At 43.2% G+C, this 19,377-nt stretch carries 20 protein-coding genes; 16 read left to right on the top strand and 4 right to left on the bottom strand.

Annotation, left to right across the window (positions count from 1 at the left end; translation table 11 throughout):
- Positions 1-123 precede the first annotated feature (123 nt).
- Positions 124-285: a hypothetical protein gene (locus tag T320_RS14510; RefSeq protein WP_156032694.1), complete on the bottom strand. Its 162-nt coding sequence runs from the start codon at positions 283-285 to the stop codon at positions 124-126.
- A gap of 752 nt (positions 286-1,037) precedes the next feature.
- On the bottom strand, positions 1,038-4,019 hold the full coding sequence (locus T320_RS13790; RefSeq protein WP_051608536.1) for a MobA/MobL family protein: 2,982 nt from the start codon (positions 4,017-4,019) through the stop codon (positions 1,038-1,040).
- A 286-nt stretch (positions 4,020-4,305) separates the two neighbouring features.
- Between T320_RS13790 and T320_RS01855 the strand changes: the two genes are divergently transcribed.
- From T320_RS01855 to T320_RS01800, 13 genes are all read left to right on the top strand, one after another.
- Positions 4,306-4,566 (top strand): hypothetical protein, encoded by a 261-nt coding sequence (locus T320_RS01855; RefSeq protein ID WP_037352396.1) that lies wholly within the window; start codon positions 4,306-4,308, stop codon positions 4,564-4,566.
- The gene (locus T320_RS01850; protein WP_037352394.1) at positions 4,559-4,921 is read left to right on the top strand and encodes a hypothetical protein; all 363 of its coding nucleotides are present in this window, start codon (positions 4,559-4,561) and stop codon (positions 4,919-4,921) included. The genes T320_RS01855 and T320_RS01850 overlap by 8 nt, the downstream gene beginning before the upstream one ends.
- On the top strand, positions 4,918-7,191 hold the full coding sequence (locus tag T320_RS01845; protein WP_037352392.1) for a DNA topoisomerase III: 2,274 nt from the start codon (positions 4,918-4,920) through the stop codon (positions 7,189-7,191). Before T320_RS01850 ends, T320_RS01845 begins: the two co-directional genes overlap by 4 nt.
- A gap of 307 nt (positions 7,192-7,498) precedes the next feature.
- Entirely contained in the window at positions 7,499-7,930 is a 432-nt protein-coding gene (locus tag T320_RS01840; protein WP_037352389.1) for a sigma-70 RNA polymerase sigma factor region 4 domain-containing protein, read from the top strand.
- The gene (locus tag T320_RS01835) at positions 7,923-8,225 is read left to right on the top strand and encodes a helix-turn-helix domain-containing protein (protein WP_037352385.1); all 303 of its coding nucleotides are present in this window, start codon (positions 7,923-7,925) and stop codon (positions 8,223-8,225) included. Before T320_RS01840 ends, T320_RS01835 begins: the two co-directional genes overlap by 8 nt.
- Positions 8,222-8,392: a hypothetical protein gene (locus T320_RS14780; protein ID WP_197019348.1), complete on the top strand. Its 171-nt coding sequence runs from the start codon at positions 8,222-8,224 to the stop codon at positions 8,390-8,392. Before T320_RS01835 ends, T320_RS14780 begins: the two co-directional genes overlap by 4 nt.
- Before the next feature lie 93 nt (positions 8,393-8,485).
- Positions 8,486-10,336 carry a recombinase family protein gene (locus T320_RS01830; protein ID WP_051608535.1) on the top strand — a complete coding sequence of 617 codons (1,851 nt, stop codon included), beginning with the start codon at positions 8,486-8,488 and terminating at the stop codon, positions 10,334-10,336.
- Positions 10,337-10,685: 349 nt separating this feature from the next.
- Entirely contained in the window at positions 10,686-11,933 is a 1,248-nt protein-coding gene (locus tag T320_RS01825; RefSeq protein WP_037352382.1) for an IS256 family transposase, read from the top strand.
- An 84-nt stretch (positions 11,934-12,017) separates the two neighbouring features.
- The gene (locus tag T320_RS01820; protein ID WP_037352378.1) at positions 12,018-12,734 is read left to right on the top strand and encodes a YczE/YyaS/YitT family protein; all 717 of its coding nucleotides are present in this window, start codon (positions 12,018-12,020) and stop codon (positions 12,732-12,734) included.
- Between the two features lie 9 nt (positions 12,735-12,743).
- Positions 12,744-13,547: an EFR1 family ferrodoxin gene (locus T320_RS01815; protein WP_197019347.1), complete on the top strand. Its 804-nt coding sequence runs from the start codon at positions 12,744-12,746 to the stop codon at positions 13,545-13,547.
- Between the two features lie 216 nt (positions 13,548-13,763).
- On the top strand, positions 13,764-14,087 hold the full coding sequence (locus T320_RS13785; protein WP_051608533.1) for a helix-turn-helix domain-containing protein: 324 nt from the start codon (positions 13,764-13,766) through the stop codon (positions 14,085-14,087).
- A gap of 21 nt (positions 14,088-14,108) precedes the next feature.
- Complete coding sequence (locus T320_RS01805) at positions 14,109-14,708, top strand: DUF2284 domain-containing protein (RefSeq protein ID WP_051608532.1); 600 nt, start codon at positions 14,109-14,111, stop codon at positions 14,706-14,708.
- A gap of 132 nt (positions 14,709-14,840) precedes the next feature.
- Entirely contained in the window at positions 14,841-15,047 is a 207-nt protein-coding gene (locus tag T320_RS01800) for a hypothetical protein (RefSeq protein WP_231465823.1), read from the top strand.
- Here the strand turns inward: T320_RS01800 and T320_RS15045 are convergent.
- Positions 15,042-15,164 (bottom strand): hypothetical protein, encoded by a 123-nt coding sequence (locus T320_RS15045; protein ID WP_255327079.1) that lies wholly within the window; start codon positions 15,162-15,164, stop codon positions 15,042-15,044. The genes T320_RS01800 and T320_RS15045 overlap by 6 nt on opposite strands.
- 710 nt (positions 15,165-15,874) lie before the next feature.
- A complete protein-coding gene (locus T320_RS01795; protein ID WP_037352373.1) occupies positions 15,875-16,471 on the bottom strand; it encodes a sugar O-acetyltransferase in 597 nt (198 codons plus the stop codon).
- Between the two features lie 271 nt (positions 16,472-16,742).
- Between T320_RS01795 and T320_RS01790 the strand changes: the two genes are divergently transcribed.
- The 3 genes from T320_RS01790 (at position 16,743) to T320_RS01780 (ending at position 19,323) form a co-directional block, all read left to right on the top strand.
- Complete coding sequence (locus T320_RS01790; RefSeq protein WP_037352370.1) at positions 16,743-17,138, top strand: hypothetical protein; 396 nt, start codon at positions 16,743-16,745, stop codon at positions 17,136-17,138.
- Between the two features lie 110 nt (positions 17,139-17,248).
- Positions 17,249-18,646: a sodium:solute symporter family protein gene (locus T320_RS01785; protein ID WP_197019346.1), complete on the top strand. Its 1,398-nt coding sequence runs from the start codon at positions 17,249-17,251 to the stop codon at positions 18,644-18,646.
- A gap of 116 nt (positions 18,647-18,762) precedes the next feature.
- Positions 18,763-19,323, top strand: a complete 561-nt coding sequence (locus tag T320_RS01780; RefSeq protein ID WP_037352367.1) for an HD domain-containing protein — start codon at positions 18,763-18,765, stop codon at positions 19,321-19,323.
- Positions 19,324-19,377 lie beyond the last annotated feature (54 nt).

Genomic DNA, 19,377 nt, shown 5'->3' with positions numbered 1-19,377 from the left:
AAAAAAGAGAAAAATCGTCACTTCATTAAGGGATTTAATCTGTATGATATTATATTATGTAACTGTTAACTTGCTTTTAATTAAAAAAGTGGGAGAGGATTAACCCCGCCCACTATTTCTAATTTACTTTTTGATTTTGTTCGCAGCGGCAGCTCCAGCAACTGCCAAGATACCTGCGACTGCTGCTGCAGGGATGCCAACGGCACCGCCAAGAGCTGCAATTCCGATACCGCCGATTTTCAGACCAGCCAAAAGACCAGCGCCGCCACCGATTAACTCTTTCATTGTCGTACCTCCTTTCTGATTTTGGGTTAGTATCAATATTCATTACTTGATATTTATTGAATTTTAGCTATGCTATTAATATTTTTTATAATGTGGTTTGTTTTGATAGGTTTCTTATAAATACTGGTATGGATTGAGAGCTTGTACATCTGTCAGTATTTTATATAGAATATCAATAATAAAAAAACAAGAGGATTGACATCGTCAATCCTCTTCGCGGCCTATTGCACCTATCGGTACTGTATGCTCCACCTGAAACGGCATCAAAGATGGATGTTATCATCATAAAAAAAACAACCAAATGTTTTTTACATCTAGTCAACCTATCGCAGATGTGTCATACGCTACACTAAATATAGCATACGAAGAATGTAAAGTCAATAGAATATATGTGTTTACAACTTATACATCTTGTGTTGTAATTGATTTGCATTTCACTTTCGCTTTTACTTTTACACAATCGATTATCACACGCCTTAGGCATTTTTTAAAATCGCGAATTGTAGTCTTGTCTTTTTAGGGGCCTAAATGTTAATGTGGATATACTAATGCAAGTAGGAATAGGTTAATCTAATAAAATTATATAATATGCAGAAGAAATACCGATTATAGTGTATTTTCATCATTATAATCGATAAATAATAATGATAGTATATTTCGAGTTGATAATTAATGTTACATTATATTTGCAGGTTTGTGGTATCCTTTTGGTGGCTTTAGAGTCTATAAAATGTTTATAGAATTTGACTTCCTTATATGGTAATTTCAGATTGTGCCTCTTTTTCCGTTTGGTTCATAGCTCCATAATCAAGATTTTTTTGATGATGAAGGGATACTGCAAGTCCGCTGATAACATTTCGAGTAGATTTGATCAATGAGTGTGCTACATCTTCCATACGCCGACGGGCAGAAGCTCTGCCGTTGTTTTCTTTAGGCAGTTTTAGTGGCTGTTCTATCATCAGTTCTGCCTTGACTGCTGCCTGCATTGTAAGTACATCATCTAAGCGAATTCGTATATCTTGGAGGGATGTTTCCAATTTTTGAGCTTTAGTGACATTGCCCAAATCTTTTTGCAGAATCCTGGAGGCAATGAAGGAAATATAGGATTTTGCCTCTGGAGCTGCACACTGTTGCTCCAGCTGGGATTGCTTCTTATTTAGTCGATCCTGCTGGCAAGAGAGATTTTGCTGACGTTCTTGCAGAGCTTTGCCCAGAGCAAATATACGATTGGCTTCGTCATTATAGGTTTTACTGCTCTGATACCACTTTGGCTTAGGAAGAGACGCGAATTCAGCCTTAGTAGCTTCATATTCCTTTTGTGCGATAGCGATACACTCAGCTTCCTTTTGCAGGTTGCGGAAGTCCTGGCGAAGCGCTTTATCAGCACCTTTCAGATATCTTGAACGGGCAATGAGATTTGCTCTTTCGGGTGTAATTAGGCGTTTTTTTAGCTGTTCAAGGTCAGCAGATTTTAGCTGAATCGCTTTTTTCAGGCTATGTACTTCGCTGTCAAGATAATGCTTGATGTCTCTGGTAGAAAAGGTAATATCTGATTCTCCGGCCAAGAAATCATTGACATGGCGGATAATTGCCTTATCCATTTCATCCTGTAGCAACTGCGTATCCTGATTGAGCTTCTGAATAAGGTTCCAATATTCCCGCTGTTGGAATTTGTCTGCCCTAATAATATCCTTAGCAATATCGTTAAGCTGTTTTTGGATATTTGGACTGGAGAGTTTTTCTTCAACTTCTTGAATCTTAGAAGCAATTCTCTCTGTTAGCTCTTTCTGGTGGAGAATATCATCTGTAATTGCCTGGATAATTTCATCAGAGACTGCTGAATCACCCATTTCCAACAAAGACGTCCGTAGTGCTTTTAGCTCATTCTGCTTTTGGGTGAGCTTTTTTTGTGCCCGGATGATTGTAAGTTCAGGAGCAGGTAAAATGTGCTCCATGGCCAATTCCATTGCACTTTCCTTGGAGATGAGGATTTTTTCCATAGCTACCAGTGACTGGTAATCCTTGCTTACAGTATCATTTAAAGCAAAAAGTTCAGGTGTGGAGTTTCCAGCAGCAGTAAGTCCGTGAAGTTCCTGGTCAATAAGTGTCGTATGGAGGTTGTCTTTGGACTCCTGAGCGAATTCAGCTGCATGTTCCAGTTTCAGCTGGTCAATCATATGGGCTAGGCTACTACGCTTGAACTTATAGGCGCGGTATTCCATGAGGTCTATGACCTTGGGGTTATTTTTGTCGGCAGCGAGCGCTGGCCCTAAATGATTTTCGGGCAACCGGTTAAGCAGCAGGGCAGCATCAAGGTCGCCTTTTCTCAGTGCATCTTTGTACTGTGCTTTAAGAGAACGATGGTCAACGGATGCATCTATGCCATATTTTTGTAGGACAACATTTTGAATTTTAGCAAAGTCCCGGCGCATCTCGCAGAGATACTTTGCCCTGTTCTTGTCATTCCACTTTACTGCTTTAGGGCAGCCGCCTCTTTCCGGATGCTTGCTATTGGCTCGGTGAAAGAAAAGCTCTGCTGGGCGTTCGGACAGTCTCTCTACATCATCAATTTCTCGTTCAGAGAACATAATGTGAACGTGGGTATTGTGCTCACCATTGCTCATTACGCCGATTTTGTCATGGATGGCATATGCGTAATAGTGATTTTCCAGATGGTGCTCGATAAAGGTATCAATGATTTCCTTTTGCTCGGCCATATTGAGTTCGTTGGGCAGGGCAAATTCGATTTCCCGGTAACGGGTGCCGTTGGCACGTTCATACTTATCTGCTGCTTGGAAAAAGGTCTTTGGATTATCTTTGGCCCAGCTGGGCAAATGGTGATGTTTATAGATACAGCCACCCTTGGGGGCAAATGAGTTTCGCCTGTTAATGTAATCTGCGTGATGAGAAGCCGGAGTAATTCCATCTGCCTGCGCCAAAATACGTGCAGCAATATCATCTACTTTTCTTCGGGTACCCCAACGGAAGTCCCGTCGCATTGTATCAGGGCAGAGGGTTCCTGACTGTTCCATGCCGATTGCATGGTTAATCTGCAATAGCATTCCAGAATTTCTGTGGTTCTCATCCAGATTGCGTTGAAGCAATGTGCGCAGGGGAGTTCTTTTGGCGGAAGGTCTTTTTCGGGGATTTGATTCAAGGTGGGGGAGATGTACTGCTTGGGCGGTTCCGCTTGTAGGCTCTCCGTGATGGCTTTTTTCAGTTCTTCCTCGCTTATAATCTGTTCCATAATGGTTCTCCTCCAAGAGTCGCTGATAGTTACTATTGATGGCATTGCTGGCAAATTCTACGGGATAATCCATAGCCTGACCAGCACGAAGAATAGAAGATATCTCACTAAGGGGGCCAGTAAGTGCCAGCGTATCTCCATACCTGTGCTTGGCAAGAGCCAGAGCAATCTGCCTGGTTTCGGTGCTGGCTCCATCCGTGTATTCAATGCCGTTGGCAGTTTCAAGGATACTGCCGTAAATGCTTTTGTAAAGAAATTTAGCATCTTTGTTTCGTGGCAGCGAAAGGGGGCTGGGCTTATATGCTTTAGCACTAAGATGCGCAGGTCGCAGGATACAGCCGGAGAGAATCTGGGATTCTATTTCCCGCTTAAAGTCTATGTTCTGGAATGAACCATCGCGGTTGATATAGTCAGCATGGGTAGCTGCGGATATAGTGGTCTTGTCCGGCTTCTGGTCTACCTTGATGGTGAAATGATAGCTGGCCATAACAACAAATCTCCTTCCGCATTGTGGTATTGAAATAACTGCGCAGCAGTTCAACGAGTGAACACGAGTGGCATGTCAGACGCAACTGGGCACGTAAGCGGCCAGCATGAGTTTCTACGCCCATGGCCATGCCATGGACGAGAAACTCCTAAGTGCGCCTTTTTCCTTTACTTAGCCCCATTATAGCTGATTTAGAGGCCTGAAAATTCCCAGTTTATCCCTATTGCGGGATAGTCACCACGGCTGGATTACCTTGTGATAGAATCCAAATCAAGGAGGCGAAGTTATGGGGGTACAAGAAGTCAAAAAGAAAATATCTGAGCTGCGCGAAGAAATACAGAAGCTGGATATGGAGGATAGGAGGAATCTTGCCTATGCGGAATCTTATCGCAGACGTGCCAAGGAAAGAGAGATGTTCCTGCGAAAAATAGAGGCAGGAAATGTACTTGCCGAGGTCGGGATTTTAGATACCTTTGATGCAGAATCACTGAAGAAATTGCTCAATGAACATAAGGAACAAATCACGGGAGGGTTGAAACATGGCTGATATGCTAAAAAAGCTGGAACGGGTATCAAACCGTCACGATAAGCTCAAAGAAAAAATTGAAGCAATGAAACAGCAGCTGCTGGCGGAAGAAAAAGCCCTGCAGAAGGAAAAGGATAAGGTAAACAACAAGTGGATGAGGAAATTTGCTTCCTTGGCTGAAGACAATGGGCTGCAGGTATATGACCTTGATCCGGTTAAGATTATCGAGATGATTGCTGTAGCACCAAAGGATTTTTATGTTGCTGGTTATAGCAATCTGGCTGCGGAAGAAAAATCATCTGCCATATCCAAGGATAATGTTCAAGGTGACAAAGTATCTGGTAAGATGGCAGAAATGATTAAGGAGGAGCCATGAGTACGCGTCTATTCATTGCTGAAAAGCCATCATTGGCTAGAGAACTAGCGAAGGGGCTGGGGAATGGAACCAATAAAGATGGTTATATTGAAGTAGGTACTGATTTAGTGACCTGGGAGTATGGCCATCTACTGGAAAACTTTGCTCCTGACGATTATGACGAAAAGTATAAGGTGTGGCGTAGCGAAGATTTGCCGATTGTGCCTCAGCAATGGAAAATGAAAATCCGTAAGGAAGGTGCCAAGCAGGTTAAGGTAATCAAAAAGCTGCTGGCTGATGCTGATATTGTGGTAAACGGTGGCGATCCAGACCGGGAGGGCCAGCTGCTTGTGGATGAGCTGTTGGAATATCTAGGAAACACTAAGCCGGTAAAACGAGTGCTTATCAACGCTCTGGATGAGAAGTCAGTAAAGCAGGCGCTGGCCGATTTACGGGATAATGAAGATTTTGCGGGCTTAAAGAATTCAGCCAGAGCCCGCAGTTATGCCGATTGGCTGGTTGGTACGAATCTTAGCCGGGCCTATAGCATCGCAGGAAGAAATGCTGGCTTTCCGCATGTTCTCCGTATTGGTCGGGTGAAAACGCCAACCATGTCCTTGGTAGTACGTCGGGAAAATGAAATCCGTAAATTTCAGCCCGTGAATTACTATGAGCTTCAGGTGGACTGGCTCTATATGGATAAAGTTATCTCATCTGTATGGCAGCCATGTGAAGAAGAATTCAATGACTGCTTTGATATGGATGGTCGGCTGTTGAAGCAGGATGTAGCTGTTGCTGTCAAAGAAAAAATAGCAACATCAGGGGAAGCAGGAATAGTCACCTGCCGCGAGGATAAAGAAAAACAGGAACTGCAGCTTCTGCCATATTCGCTTTCGGCATTACAGGTGGCTGCTGGCAGAAAATATGGGTATGAACCTCAGGCGGTTTTGAATGCCATGCAGAATTTGTATGAAAAGAAGCTTACTACCTATCCGCGCTCAGATTGTTCCTACCTGCCGGAGAACCAGTTGGCAGAAGTGGATGAGATTATGGGAAGTCTACTTGGTATCGAAGAGTTGCAAGAGTTTTGTCGTAGAGCCAAAACTGAAATTAAGAGCAGAGCATGGAACGACAGCAAGATATCTGCTCATCACGCCATAGTGCCCACCAGAGAAAAAGCTGATTTGTCTAGGCTGAGCGAGACAGAGAAAAATCTGTACCTTATGGTCGCAAAAGCTTATGTGGCGCAGTTCTATGATGTCCATAAATATAATGCGACGAAAATTACTATAGAGTGTGCCGGAGAAACTTTTACAGCAACCGGCAGACAGATAATCCAGATGGGCTGGAAGGAACTCTATGCAAGCGATAAGACATCGGCAGAACAGGAAGATTCTGATGAAAAGGAGAAACTTCTGCCGGACATTGGCGAAGGTGAGTCAACTGCATTCCATGAAGCTCATATTATCGATAAGGTGACAAAACCTCCCAAAAGATTCACCCCATCTACGCTTTTGCAGGCGATGAAAGAGATCCATAAGCATGTAAAGGACAAGGCAGCGGTAAAGAAACTTAAATCGGTAGCTGGAATAGGTACGGAAGCAACAAGGGCGGGAATTATAGATTCTCTGGTATCTTCCGGCCTGTTAAAGAAAGACAAAAAGTACCTAATCCCCTCCGAGACAGCAGAGGCGATGGTTGATTTTCTTCCGGATGAGTTGACTCGGCCGGATATGACAGCGGAATGGGAAGATGGCTTGGAGGAAATTAAGGAAGGACGACTGGATGTGCAGACTTTTATTGCTGGAAAAATAGATGGTGTAGTTGCTTGTGTCGAGGCCGCATCTATGCTGCACATTGCCCCGGCTGCTGATGTAGTAAAATGTCCTATCTGTGGTAAGCCGATGGCAAGACGCAAAGGAAAGAAAGGCTATTTCTGGGGCTGTAGTGGGTATCCTGATTGTAAACAAACCTTCCCTGATAAAAAAGGAAAGCCGGATATGGAAGCAAAAACAGGGACGGGATTGACCGGCAAGGTCTGGGATTGTCCAAAATGTGGGAAGTCTCTGCGGCAGATTGCTGGTTCAAAAGGCCTGTTCTGGGCTTGTGAGGACAAGGATAACTGTGGCGTCAAATTTTCAGATTACAAGGGCTCGCCTGTTATTATGAAATGCCCGTCATGTGGTGAAGGTTATTTAAGGAAGGTTCAAGGCGAAAAGGGGACGTTTTGGTCATGCAACAGATATCCTGCTTGCAAAACCATAGTGGAAAATGTGGGGGAAAACGAATAATTTGACAAGATACTGATATACGAAAAGAATGGCGTAATAATATAGTTGAAAATAAAGAGAGGCGGTCTGCTGACTCCTATGTGAGTCTAGCAGACCGCCTTTTTATTGATTTTGTGCCCAAGTCATATTTCAAGAGTTAAAACTGTTCATCATACTTTCCTTACTTTGGGGCTTCTGTCATGACACATTTCAGTTGTTTTTGAAAGAAGATAAGAGTTTTTTTAACTTTTTTTCCTAAACAATGGAGAAAACGAGAATAACTCCGGTCTTAGTAGGTGTGGAGGCTACTGGAAGGAGGTGATATCGGATGAGTAAGTATAGGGAGAGGATGGTTCAGGAACGGTTCGATAGTTTCATCAAGAAGACTAGCCGTAATTATGTCAGGACTTACATGGCAACAATGAGGAAACACCAACGGCATGAGAGCATAGTGGACAATTTTGATGATATAGTAACGAGGATTTCATTGTATCGAAGACCTGCTGGTGTCTTTTATTTCAATGGCTGTCGTTATGAAGTCTACCATTATGAGCTGGCGATGGCGCTAAAAGAACTGACGAGAAGCGAGCGTGAAATTATCATGGTCAAATATTGGGGTGCAGGGCCGGGAAAGAAGAAAGTTCCGGATGCGGAACTAGCTAAGTATTTTAAGATGTCATATTCAAAGATGTATCGATACCAGCAAAGAATTTTGCATAAATTAAGGGAAAGTATGGAGAGGATGGATTACTATGGCTAAGAGAAAAGGAATTTTTGTGCCAGCAAGGACTATATGTCGAGCAGTAAGGGGATATGATGCTGCTGCCAGATTTGAGATTATTGACCGATATAGCCCGTATCTTATTTCGCTATGTACATTTGGAGGTGTCTTTGATGAACATCTCTATCAGACTTTACGTAATGAATTGTTTTTAAAAATGGAAAAATTTTTCCCGGAGGTGGAAGATCTGATGGGGTATATACAAATGAATGATGTAGGTGCAGAGAATACGTTGCTAGACGATATTTTTACGGAGGTTCGCAAGACAGTGTGATGGAGGATAAAAATCGAAAAAAAACTCTGGAACGTTATACTATGTTGCTGGCAATGCTTAATATGATAAAAAAAGATACGAGTTTTGAGGAGGGGGTAGCGCTGACGGAGCAAGAGTATAATCGTATTTTGTGCAGATTGCAGAAGAAATATGAAGTTTATTTCTAGGAAATGCCTTGTGTTTCTTTACACACAATGCTATAATGAAGGCATGATAGATAGTAAACATATTAACTTCATTTGATACATGAGAGGTATGCTATGCCAGAAGTAAAGAAACTCAAGGGGAGCCGACATTTTGGCTTGAATCCAGATAGCAGGCTTCGTCGTAAGCTCCGGGTCGCAGCATATTGCAGAGTGAGCACAGATGGCGATGAGCAGCTGGAAAGTTACAAGTCACAGGTAAAATACTATACAGAACTGATTAAGTCTAACCCTGACTGGGATTTTGTTGATATTTATGCAGATGCTGCTATCAGTGGTACAAAGACGGATTTGCGGGACGGCTTCAATCGTATGATTGAGGATGCTAAGCACGGCAAGATGGATTATATCCTGACGAAATCAATTTCGCGCTTTTCGAGGAATACGATTGATGTTTTGAAGTATGTACGTCTTTTGTTGGATAACAAGGTAGCGATTAATTTCGAAGAAGAAAAAATTGATACCATGAATATGGATGGTGAGTTAATACTCTCCGTCATGAGTGCAGTCTATCAGCAGGAAGTGGAGAACACCTCCGCACATGTCAAAAAGGGCTTGCGCATGAAGATGGAACGTGGAGAGATGGTTGGCTTCCAAGGTTGTTTGGGATATGATTATGATAAGAAAACCAAATCTATCCATATAAATCCCGAGGAGGCTGAAACAGTCCGGCTCATCTACAAATTATATCTGCAGGGCTATGGATGTGGCTATATAAGGCGTCAGCTGGAGTCTTTAGGGCGTAAGACAAAGGATGGTGGAACTCATTGGACAGATAGCGGTGTTTTGTTCATTTTGAAGAATGAAAAGTACAAGGGCGACCTGTTGATGGGGAAGACCTATACAGTAAGTCCGATTTCCAAGAGACGCGTAAGAAATGATGGCGTTGAAGATATGTACATGATCCACGACCATCATGAGGCAATTATAAGTGCTACTGAATTTGACAAAGCACAAGAGATAAGATTGAATCGTGCGAAAAAAATGCAGGGAGAGGCGATAACAGGGAATCATGTGCGGCTTAATACAACATATACATTCAGTGGAATGCTTGAATGTGGTTTTTGTGGTGCAACTTTAGCCAGAAAGATGTGGCCAGGAGCATTGGGTAAGCCTAAGAAGGTAAGGTGGTACTGTGTCAAAGCTTATAAGAGTGGCCGTGCAACATGCCCACACTGTAAAGCGATACCAGAGGAAGCTATAAAGCAAGCCTTCGTAGACAGCTTCAATATGTGCCTGGGGCGTAATAAAGAAATGGTTGATGAGTTGTTAGAGTGTATAGAACAGGAATTGAGTGATGATACAACTACCATCGATCAACGGGCACTTTCACGTAAAATATCTAACTTGGAGAAACGTATTAGTGACTTGTTGGACTTGAAACTTGATGGAAATGTAGATGAAGATGCGTATAACAGAAAATATTCAGAGTTGTATAAGCAACTAAATGAGCTAAAGGAACAAAGGGAAAAGGCGCAGATTGCTGGTTCTAAAAAGGAATCAAAGCATTTGCGACTGAAAAGATTTCAAGAATTGCTGACTAGTAAAGACAAGATTGACGAGTTTGACGATGCTGTGTTCAAAACAATAGTTGATAAGGTTATAATTGGTGAGATGGGAGATGATGGTATTCCCGATCCGTGGAAGATAATCTTCATATATAAAACGAATATCACTGACACGAAGGATGCGGGTGATTATAAGGAAAAACGTAAACGGCGTACGAAAGAACAGATAACAAAAGTAAAGAAAATGATATCAGAGAATTTCAATGCGATTTTAAAGTGTCGAAATGATGAGAGCAACCATGGGTTTAGTTTGCAACCTCTTAGAGCCTTCGCATGTCGAGTGTGTAACGTTGCTACAACGGAAAGAATCGTGAAGCTCTTTGCGTTTAATATGATTTGACAGATACGCAAAAAAGCAGCTGATTGATATCAGTTAAATGGTATTATTCGGCTGCTTTTTTATACGAGTGGGGATGTATAATACTATTGAGACTATTAATGATGAGAATACAACTTGAAACTGCATGGCTTAGGATGTTAATAATGAACATCGTGGATGGCGAGAGTTTGACTTTTATACATGTCAGTTCTATACTATCTAACCGTAAGGGAGAGATGGAGTAAATGTCTGTGATGTTGAGAGTGTAAAATTAAGTGTGTAAGTTACCGGTAACAAACTTACGCACTTTCTTTTTATTCGAAAGTGCGGTACAGTATCATCATAATGACAGAAACGGAGTACAGCACTTATGGCAAGACGAAAAAACAGAGGCAATGAAAAAGGACAGGCTATCGCCAAACTTATCATGGAGCAATATCACCCCCAGAATAAGGAGGAAATGCAGGATGCTATAAAAGATGTATTTGGCCCCATGCTGGAAGCTATGTTGCAGGGAGAAATGGACAACCACCTGGGCTATACATCTAACGACCACGGCAGCAAGAATACAGACAATCGCCGCAATGGCTATATCGACAAGACCGTTCGAAGCAGTTTTGGTGAAATTCCCGTCAGCGTTCCTCGCGACAGGGATGGTTCCTTTGAGCCGCAGGCTATTCCTAAACGGTCAAAGGATATTACGGGTATTGAGGATAAAGTCTTGTCCATGTATGGACGTGGTATGAGCCAGCGTGATATATCCTCGACCATTGAAGACATTTATGGCTTCAGCCTGTCAGCGGAAAGTATCTCAAACATCACCGACCGTGTGCTGGAGGAAGCTGAAGTCTGGCAGAATCGGCCCCTCAAGCCCTTTTATCCCTTTATATTTGTAGACTGTCTTTACATCCCTATACGGCAGGAGTACGAGACGAAAAACTGTGCCATCTATGTAATTCTCGGCTATGATTTGGATGGTATCAAGGATATCCTAGGCTTATGGATTAGCGACACCGAAGGCAAGCATAACTGGATGCAGATTTTTGACGAAATTAAGACACGCGGTGTTGAAGACGTGGCTTTCATCAGCATGGACGGTGTTTCCGGGCTGGAAGAAGGGGCAAAAGCAATTTTTCCACAGGTGGTGGTACAACGCTGCATTGTGCACCTTATCCGCAATTCTATTAAGTACATACCCTCCAAGGATTACAAAGGATTTACAGCCCAGCTTAAGAAGATTTATGGTGCAGTTAATCTCAAAGCGGCTATTGCCGAATTTGACCGATTTAAGGACGCTTGGAAACATTATCCTGGAGCAGTAGCCGTATGGGAGAGAAACTGGATACATGTGGAACAGCTTTTCAATTATGGCAGTGCCGTACGTCGTGTGATGTATACTACCAACGCCATTGAGAGCGTTAATTCCAGCTTTCGCAAGGTAACGAGAAAAGGGGCTTTCCCTCATGAAAATGCTGTTCGCAAGATTCTTTATCTGCGAATTCTGGAGCTGTACAAAAAATGGCAGGGGCATCCCATTATGCGGTGGTCTATGGTACGGAACCAATTAGCTATTGATGAAAAAATTCAGGCAAGAATGCTAAAGTACGAGCAATTTTAAGCTTTTTCCCATAGAAAAGGCGGCCCTTTCGGACCGCTTTTCTTATGGCAAAAAAACTTACACACTTATCTTGACAAACTCGTGATGTTACGTTATTTTTTGTTTGTTGTTGCTGTTATCGTACAGGCTTCCGGGATAGCACTGGTGGTTAAGAGTATGCTGGGAACTTCACCTATTTCCAGCCTTCCCTATGTCATAAGTCTGGCCTCACCATTTACGCTGGGGCAGATGACCTTTTCGATAAACATGCTGCTGGTACTCGGCCAGTATCTATTGCTGCGCAGAGCTTTTGACCATATTCAGTTCCTGCAGATACCGGTAACCTTGATATTCTCTTGGTTTATCGATTTCTTCATGGAGGCGTGGTCTTGGGTCATTCCTACAAATTACCTTTTGCAGCTGCTGCCTTTGCTTATCAGCACCACATTGATTGCCTTTGGCGTAGCTGTTCAGGGAATCGCCAATGTGCTGATGCTTCCCGGAGAAGGAATCGTATACGCTGTATCCCGTCATTTCCATATTGAATTCGGCAAGGTAAAAACAGCCAATGATGTCAGTCTGGTGTCATTGGCCGCTGTGATTTCGCTGGTATATCTTGGCGGAATTGAAGGCATACGGGAAGGCACATTGATATCTGCCCTGATTACGGGAACTATAGCGAGACATTTTCTTAAACATCTGAGCAAGGTGGATGAGAATGGTAATTTAGTATTCTATCCGCATTTTCGGGAGAAAAATAAGGGTGCTCAGGATTGTCCGGAGCAAATGATAAGCCTGGAAAATGGATGTAAAATCAAATAACAAAATGGGGTGAAGAAAATCAGCACGGTAATTTACTATTACTCGGCAACGGGAAATTCCTTATATGTGGCCCGGGAATTGCAGAAGGTCATTAAAGGCGCAGAGCTAAGGTCAATTGCAGAAGCTCTGCATGAGGATAGGCTGGAGGTTAATGCGGAGTGTGTAGGCTTTGTATTTCCTATGCATTACTTTGGCCTGCCGTTGCAGGTGGAGGAATTCTTACAAAAGCTCACGATACTGGAATCTCCGTATATCTTTGCCATAGCTACCTGTGGCGTTCCTTATTGGGGCAGGCCGTTTGTGGATGCGGAAAAAATATTGAAGGAAAAGAATCGGCAGATACATGCTGCATGGTATGTACGGCTGGTGTCCAACTACATTCCCTTGCGGGATATAGCTGCAGATTGGCGGATAAATATCCGGGCATGGCTGGCAGAGCGGAAGCTGAAGAAAATAGCCGGTGCCATCGAGAAGCGGGAGCATCACACGACATGGCAGCTGCTCAGAAAGTTCTGTGCAGGCTATCATGAAAAATGGAAAGCAGAACAACGGAAAATAGATGAAAATTTCCAATGTGATAGGGAAAAGTGTACATCCTGTGGTCTGTGTGAAAGGATATGCCCCAGGGGGAATATCCTGCGTCCTCAGGGGCAGCCTGTATGGCAGCATAATTGTGTAGAGTGCCTGGGATGCCTGCATATCTGTCCTGTTAAGGCCATAGAATATGGCGAAATAACAAAGGGCAGAAAAAGGTACCGGCATAAGAAAATCGAAGTGACAGAGCTAATCAGGAGAACAGGCAAAGAGGCGTAAGCGAAGCAGCGGAACTGTAGCAAATAGATAAATGGAGGGATGGATTTGGCTGGAGTAAAAAAACAGACGAAGCGTGTGGTCAGGGCGTTAAATGATTGGAATAAGCTTCAATGCACAGAATCGTCTAAGAGAGCTATGCGCCGCTGTGGTTGAAGAGAGCGTGAGCATTATGAATTATGAAGGTACACCCTTTGAATTAAAATAAGAGGAGCATTTATGGTCAATAAAATATTAACCAGCTTTTTTGTGCGCAGGCTTCCGGAAATCAGAAGAAGCAAGGGCATCACAAGAAAAGAAATTGCCAAGGGAGTTGGTATTACCTTAGGCAAGTATGACAAATGGGAAGCCGGAAAGGTGCTGCCTAAGTCAGAGGATATTGCCCGGCTCTCCAGCTTCTACAAAATGAGCGTGGATGAATTTTTGGGGCTTACGGAAGAAGAAAGTGAAGCGATTAAACAGAAGCTTATAGAAGATGCCGAAAGGCTTTCGCCTGAGGCGCGGAAGATTGTGGTAGATGCCATGACGGACAAACAGGCATAAAACCTGCTGGGGGGTGATGACATGGACTATTCTGTGGAATACCGGAAAAATAAGATGCCAATGGGGCTCTTTCGGCAGAGATATCAGGATAAGGAAAAATTCATGGCATATTGTCGTGAGTGCCCAAGGTACGATACCGTCTGGAGCTGTCCGCCGTTAGATATAGATGCGGAAGCCTATCTATCGCGATTTGCATGGATAAATGTGGTGGGGGCTAAGATTAATCTGGAACGTCATGTGATAGAAGAGGCTGATACCGCAGACAAAATAAAAGATCTGGGCTGGAAGATTGTGTCTGAAGTGAAGCTGTGCATGGAAGAAAAACTACGCAAGCTTGAGAGGGAAATTCCTGGAAGCATATCCCTTTCCTCTGGTGGATGCAATTTGTGCAGAGAGTGCAGTCGGAAAGCAGGTCAGCCATGCAGGTTGCCGGATAAGATGAGATATTCGCTGGATGCCTTTGGCTTCGACCTGAGTGCCATAACCCAGGATATGTTGGGAATAGAAATCCAGTGGTGCAGGGACAGACTGCCGGACTACTTCACCTTGGTTCATGGAATAATGACGGTGAACGAGGTGCCGGAGAAAATATGGTTGTCTATAAAAGCAGATATCAAATAATGCCTGTGATCAGGCAGTGTGTTAGAGAAAAAATCTGAGGTGATAGCATTGGTAAAACTGACAGGTTACTACCAGCTGCCGGGGGCAATTCCGTAGTCGGTGGATTTTGAGGACTTATTCGATAAATCATTCATGCGTAAGTATACGAACTACCGCAGCTTCGAGAAATTCCTGCAAGGGGGAAGATTCCATATCACATCTCAGCAGGATTTTGAGGATCTTCCCGAGGAACAGATGGATAAGCACGTTGCCAAGACTACACGGTTTAGAAGCTGGGGAGAAATGATTGATTTCGCGACAGATATCTATGCGCGGAAACAGGATAAGAAGATGTCATAAAAAAACGCCGTGAGCGATGGCGGCACAGCCACCAATATTCATCCAATAGGTAGGGCACCATTCCTGGGTACCACCATAGGCTGAGCCGATTTTGAAGTGAGGAAGTTCTTTCTTCATGGTATGATCTCCAATCAGACAATAATCTGTAATTTTACGAGGATAGTATACAACAATAGGATAAAAGCTGACAAGCTTTCTGTAGAAGGTATTGCGTATTTTCCTCAAGTGCAATGACAACAAAGATGCGCATTCTATTCATGTTGTTCATGGCGTGATTCTGTAAATGGTGTATTTTACCAATGAACAATAATGATTCGGAGAAATATTTGGACAAGTCTTCTTTTGCATGGTAAAATACTATACAGGAGAGCGTGATATACGTGAAGAAAAATCCCCAAGGTTTTGTGTATTGACCTGGGGATTTTTTGTATTTGAAAATATTTTTCATTTAACTATTGAAAATGATTATCAAATATGCTATATTATATTCAGGCTTTCGTTAAAGCTCTCCTAAAATATAATACACAGTCAAAAAGGCTACCGTACTGCTCATGCGGTAGCCTTTTTGGCGCGTTGATAATATTTTTTGATTGGGCAAATTTAATTCCATACGCGCTTACATAGCAAGAGGCTGTTGTATAAGTGACTTCTCACGTATACAACAGCCTCTCGGTTTATATGGTTAAGCTCTCTTGATAGGAGGATCACAGGTGTTAGGCGGTAATGGGCCAATCTTTGGGTCGTATGGGGGAAGCGTATTTTGTTTGTATGGATAGTCTATTGGGCCAGTTCCCAGCGGAACAGTCTCGTTGACCGGACCTACGGCGTTAAAAAGATTTTTCCTTACTGGATAATGAGATTTCTTCCTGATTAATTTTGCGGATAACTTTGCAGGGGTTGCCGACAGCAACACAATTGGCTGGAATATCCTTTACAACCACGCTGCCACCGCCAATAACAGCACCATCACCAATGGTTACGCCAGGCATAATATGTACGCCTGCTCCGATCCACACATTATTGCCAATGGTGATGGGATAGGCATATTCAAGCCCCTGATTACGGCGTTTTATATCCAGCGGGTGTCCTGCGGTATAAAATCCACAGTTAGGGGCGATAAATACGTTGTCGCCAAAGGTGACCTTCGCACAGTCTAATATTACCGTATTGTGATTGGCAAAGAAATTTTCGCCGATTTCGATGTTATATCCGTAGTCACATAAGAAGGGAGCCATGATGTTAAAAGAACCTTTGGTATGGCCAAGAAGGCGTTTCATAATGTCACGTTGCTCGTCTTCTTTTGCTGGATGCAGATGATTGAACTCATAACATAGGGATTTTGCTTTCTGACGCTCTGCTATTAGTTCCTTGTCGTAATTGGCATCATAAATCATTTGGTTGAGCATTTTTTCTTTTTCAGTCATAGTGTGTGCCTCCTGCATTTTTAGATTTATTATAACGCGATACCGAATGAGGAGCAATTTTTATTACTTGACACTGGATTTGCAATATGCTATTGTAAATCCATCAATAGTGGCAAAGAAGCCCAGGCGAAATATAGCTTCGTCTGGGATTTTTTTACCCTTGGATAGCTGCTGTTGGTAGTATATTGGTATTGCAGGACAAAGGCGTCCTAAATCATTGACTGATGGTTTAGGATGCCTTTCTTGCATTTTTACGAGGGGGAAGATGAATATGATTACATTTCCGTTGTTTACTGAATTAGAAAAACACCGTGATGAGGCCAATGAAAATTTCCATCGCAACATTAGGCCGCAACTGGTTGAACGGCTCAAAGCCTTTGGTTTTGCGAGTATTAGCGAAGATGTTACGGGGATTATGCAGCTGCAGGAACAATCAACCCAGAATAAATATGTTCTGGCTATCCGCAAATATGAAATCACAATTCATTTTCAGCATGTAAAAACAGGGGAGCAGTTACTGATTTGTTCCATAAGCAATTTTGAACTGAGTGCGCATGTGATTCTAGATATCATTATTGACTCCATAGACAGCTGGCTGCAGTATGGGGAGCTTTATGATTACAAGGCTGCGCAGAATCTGACGGAAAGAGCAAAGAAAAGACGGTGATAAGGACTAATCGTTGCTTGAAAAAAGGACAGGTGATAAAATAGGCTGGATGATAAGCAAATGGTAAAGGGACATCTTTAGACCTTTGCCGGGGAAGGAAGCGTATTGGTGTGAATTATTCATTGGCTCATTTGGTAATAATGGCCATGACGATTGGTTTGGTTTTAGCAGGTGGGCTTTATGCTGCAAGGTCAGTAAAATCAGCCGAAGGGTTTAGTTTGGGCGGCCGCTCGGCAGGTATACCGATGATAGCTGGCAGTATTGCTGGAACATGTGTTGGCGGCGGGGCAACGGTAGGGACAGCCCAGTTGGCAGGTTCAATCGGTTTGTCAGCAGTATGGTTTACGATTGGCGTCGGCCTGTCGCTATTGATTATGGGGCTTATTTATGCGCGGCCGCTAAGATACACAGGCCTTGAAACGATATCGCAGTACCTGGTCGAAAACTATGGCAAAGGAGCTGGCCGCTTTACCAGTTTTGCGACATCTTTGGGGATTTTGTTCAGTGCTGTTGTCAGTACCTTGCCGGGAATTGGCTTGCTGGCAGCCTTGACAGGATTTTCTTATGCAATATCAGCAGGTATATTACTGTTGTTAGTGATTTTGTATGCTTTTTTCGGCGGGATGAAAACCGCCTCTGTCGGTGGCATTTTGAAGATGCTCATCCTGTTCGTGACTTTGTTTGCATTGGGAATTGTAGCTTGGCAAGGCCTTATGGAGGCGCCAGAAATGCTCGTCAATAAGCCAGCAGGTTTTCTAAGTATCTGGGGCATCAGTACTGGTTCCATTCTGAATAATCTTGCCTCTATAATTGTGGGGATGATTTGTACACAGACCTATATACAGGCGATATTTTCAGCAGCAACACCACGAACTGCTGCTATTGGCCTTATATTGGCGGCTATGGTGGCGATTCCTGTTGGCTTGCCGTGTGCAGTTATGGGGATTTATATGCAAACATTACAGCCGGAAATTCCGGCTATGCTTGCCTTACCTGCTTATTTGCTGCAATATACGTCGCCGCTTATGGGCGGTGCAGCACTGGGCGGGATTGTGCTGGGGATAATCGGTTCTGTTGCGGGCTTATCCTTGGGCGTAGGAACGATGGTGGCAAGAGATATGCTGGAGCCACTTCTAAAAATACAATCCGAACAGGGAAAATTAACCTTGATGCGCTTATCTGTTGTAGCTGCGATAATAATCGCAATTCTGATTGCCATAACCCATAAGGATTCCCAAATCCTGTTTTGGAATTACCTTTCTATGGCACTTAGAGGCTGCGGCATATTTATACCGCTAACACTGGCTATCTTCAGACCAAGGGCAATTTCGCCACGTTGGGCGCTTGCCTCCATGGTGTTATCGCTTGGGGCGTCGATATTTGCAGGATTGGTTCATACGGCTACGTCACCTATCTTTGTGGGCTTAGGAGTAAGCTTTATTGTAGTGGTTATGGGAATGAGTTGGAAAAAGATGACGTCAGAATCCGTTTCTGTGCATGCGCAATAGGGAAGAAATCCTGCTTTGGTATATCAGGCTTGTTACGACATCGATGCATTAACACAGTATCATTTTTGACATCTGTTGTCCGTTTAACTATACTGAAGAAAAAAGGGGGATTTTAGATGAGTAAACTTACTTTGGACAGAGCCAAGGAAATCCTGGCAAAGCATACCACCGAGGAGCATCTGTTCCATCATGCTGCTGCAGTCAGTGCGGCTATGGGCGCCATGGCAGAAGCCTTTGGCGAAAATAAGGATTATTGGGCTGCTATTGGCTGGCTTCATGATGTGGATTATGAAAAATTCCCGGATGAGCATTGCCATCATGTAAGGGAATTGTTATCACCGGAAGGTGTGGATGAGGAAGACATCAAAGCTATTATCACCCATGGATATGAAATTACGACAGATGAGGCAGAACCGACAAGCAATCTGGAAAAAAGCCTCTTTGCCGTGGATGAACTTACGGGGATTATACAGGCATATGCACTCATGCGCCCGGAAAAGATGGAGGGGATGGCTGTTAAATCTCTGAAGAAGAAATACAAGGACAAGAGATTCGCTGCCAAGTGTAACCGGGAAATCATTGATAAGGGGGTCGAAAAGCTGGGAATGGAGCTCAGTGAGGTTATGAACTACTGCATTAAGGGCATGACTGAACATAGCGATGAGATAGGTCTGTAATATCTTTAATGGTAAAATAACTAATAAATTATACTTAAGTAGTATTGATTTTAT

Origin of the sequence: Selenomonas sp. FC4001 (genome assembly GCF_000701565.1) — a bacterium.
Taxonomy (GTDB): domain Bacteria; phylum Bacillota; class Negativicutes; order Selenomonadales; family Selenomonadaceae; genus Selenomonas_A; species Selenomonas_A ruminantium_B.
Note: the sequence above shows the minus strand (reverse complement) of the source record. Positions and strands in the feature narration are given on the sequence as shown.

Bases quoted from the DNA above. Each gene is read 5' to 3' on its own strand.
- T320_RS01795 (WP_037352373.1), bottom strand. From the start codon at position 16,471: ATGACTGAAAAAGAAAAAATGCTCAACCAAATGATTTATGATGCCAAT.
- T320_RS01840 (WP_037352389.1), top strand. From the start codon at position 7,499: ATGAGTAAGTATAGGGAGAGGATGGTTCAGGAACGGTTCGATAGTTTC.
- T320_RS13790 (WP_051608536.1), bottom strand. From the start codon at position 4,019: ATGGCCAGCTATCATTTCACCATCAAGGTAGACCAGAAGCCGGACAAG.
- T320_RS01850 (WP_037352394.1), top strand. From the start codon at position 4,559: ATGGCTGATATGCTAAAAAAGCTGGAACGGGTATCAAACCGTCACGAT.
- T320_RS01855 (WP_037352396.1), top strand. From the start codon at position 4,306: ATGGGGGTACAAGAAGTCAAAAAGAAAATATCTGAGCTGCGCGAAGAA.
- T320_RS01830 (WP_051608535.1), top strand. From the start codon at position 8,486: ATGCCAGAAGTAAAGAAACTCAAGGGGAGCCGACATTTTGGCTTGAAT.
- T320_RS01820 (WP_037352378.1), top strand. From the start codon at position 12,018: ATGTTACGTTATTTTTTGTTTGTTGTTGCTGTTATCGTACAGGCTTCC.
- T320_RS14510 (WP_156032694.1), bottom strand. From the start codon at position 285: ATGAAAGAGTTAATCGGTGGCGGCGCTGGTCTTTTGGCTGGTCTGAAA.
- T320_RS01800 (WP_231465823.1), top strand. From the start codon at position 14,841: ATGCGTAAGTATACGAACTACCGCAGCTTCGAGAAATTCCTGCAAGGG.
- T320_RS15045 (WP_255327079.1), bottom strand. From the start codon at position 15,164: ATGAAGAAAGAACTTCCTCACTTCAAAATCGGCTCAGCCTATGGTGGT.
- T320_RS01780 (WP_037352367.1), top strand. From the start codon at position 18,763: ATGAGTAAACTTACTTTGGACAGAGCCAAGGAAATCCTGGCAAAGCAT.
- T320_RS01805 (WP_051608532.1), top strand. From the start codon at position 14,109: ATGGACTATTCTGTGGAATACCGGAAAAATAAGATGCCAATGGGGCTC.
- T320_RS01845 (WP_037352392.1), top strand. From the start codon at position 4,918: ATGAGTACGCGTCTATTCATTGCTGAAAAGCCATCATTGGCTAGAGAA.
- T320_RS01835 (WP_037352385.1), top strand. From the start codon at position 7,923: ATGGCTAAGAGAAAAGGAATTTTTGTGCCAGCAAGGACTATATGTCGA.
- T320_RS01825 (WP_037352382.1), top strand. From the start codon at position 10,686: ATGGCAAGACGAAAAAACAGAGGCAATGAAAAAGGACAGGCTATCGCC.
- T320_RS01790 (WP_037352370.1), top strand. From the start codon at position 16,743: ATGATTACATTTCCGTTGTTTACTGAATTAGAAAAACACCGTGATGAG.
- T320_RS13785 (WP_051608533.1), top strand. From the start codon at position 13,764: ATGGTCAATAAAATATTAACCAGCTTTTTTGTGCGCAGGCTTCCGGAA.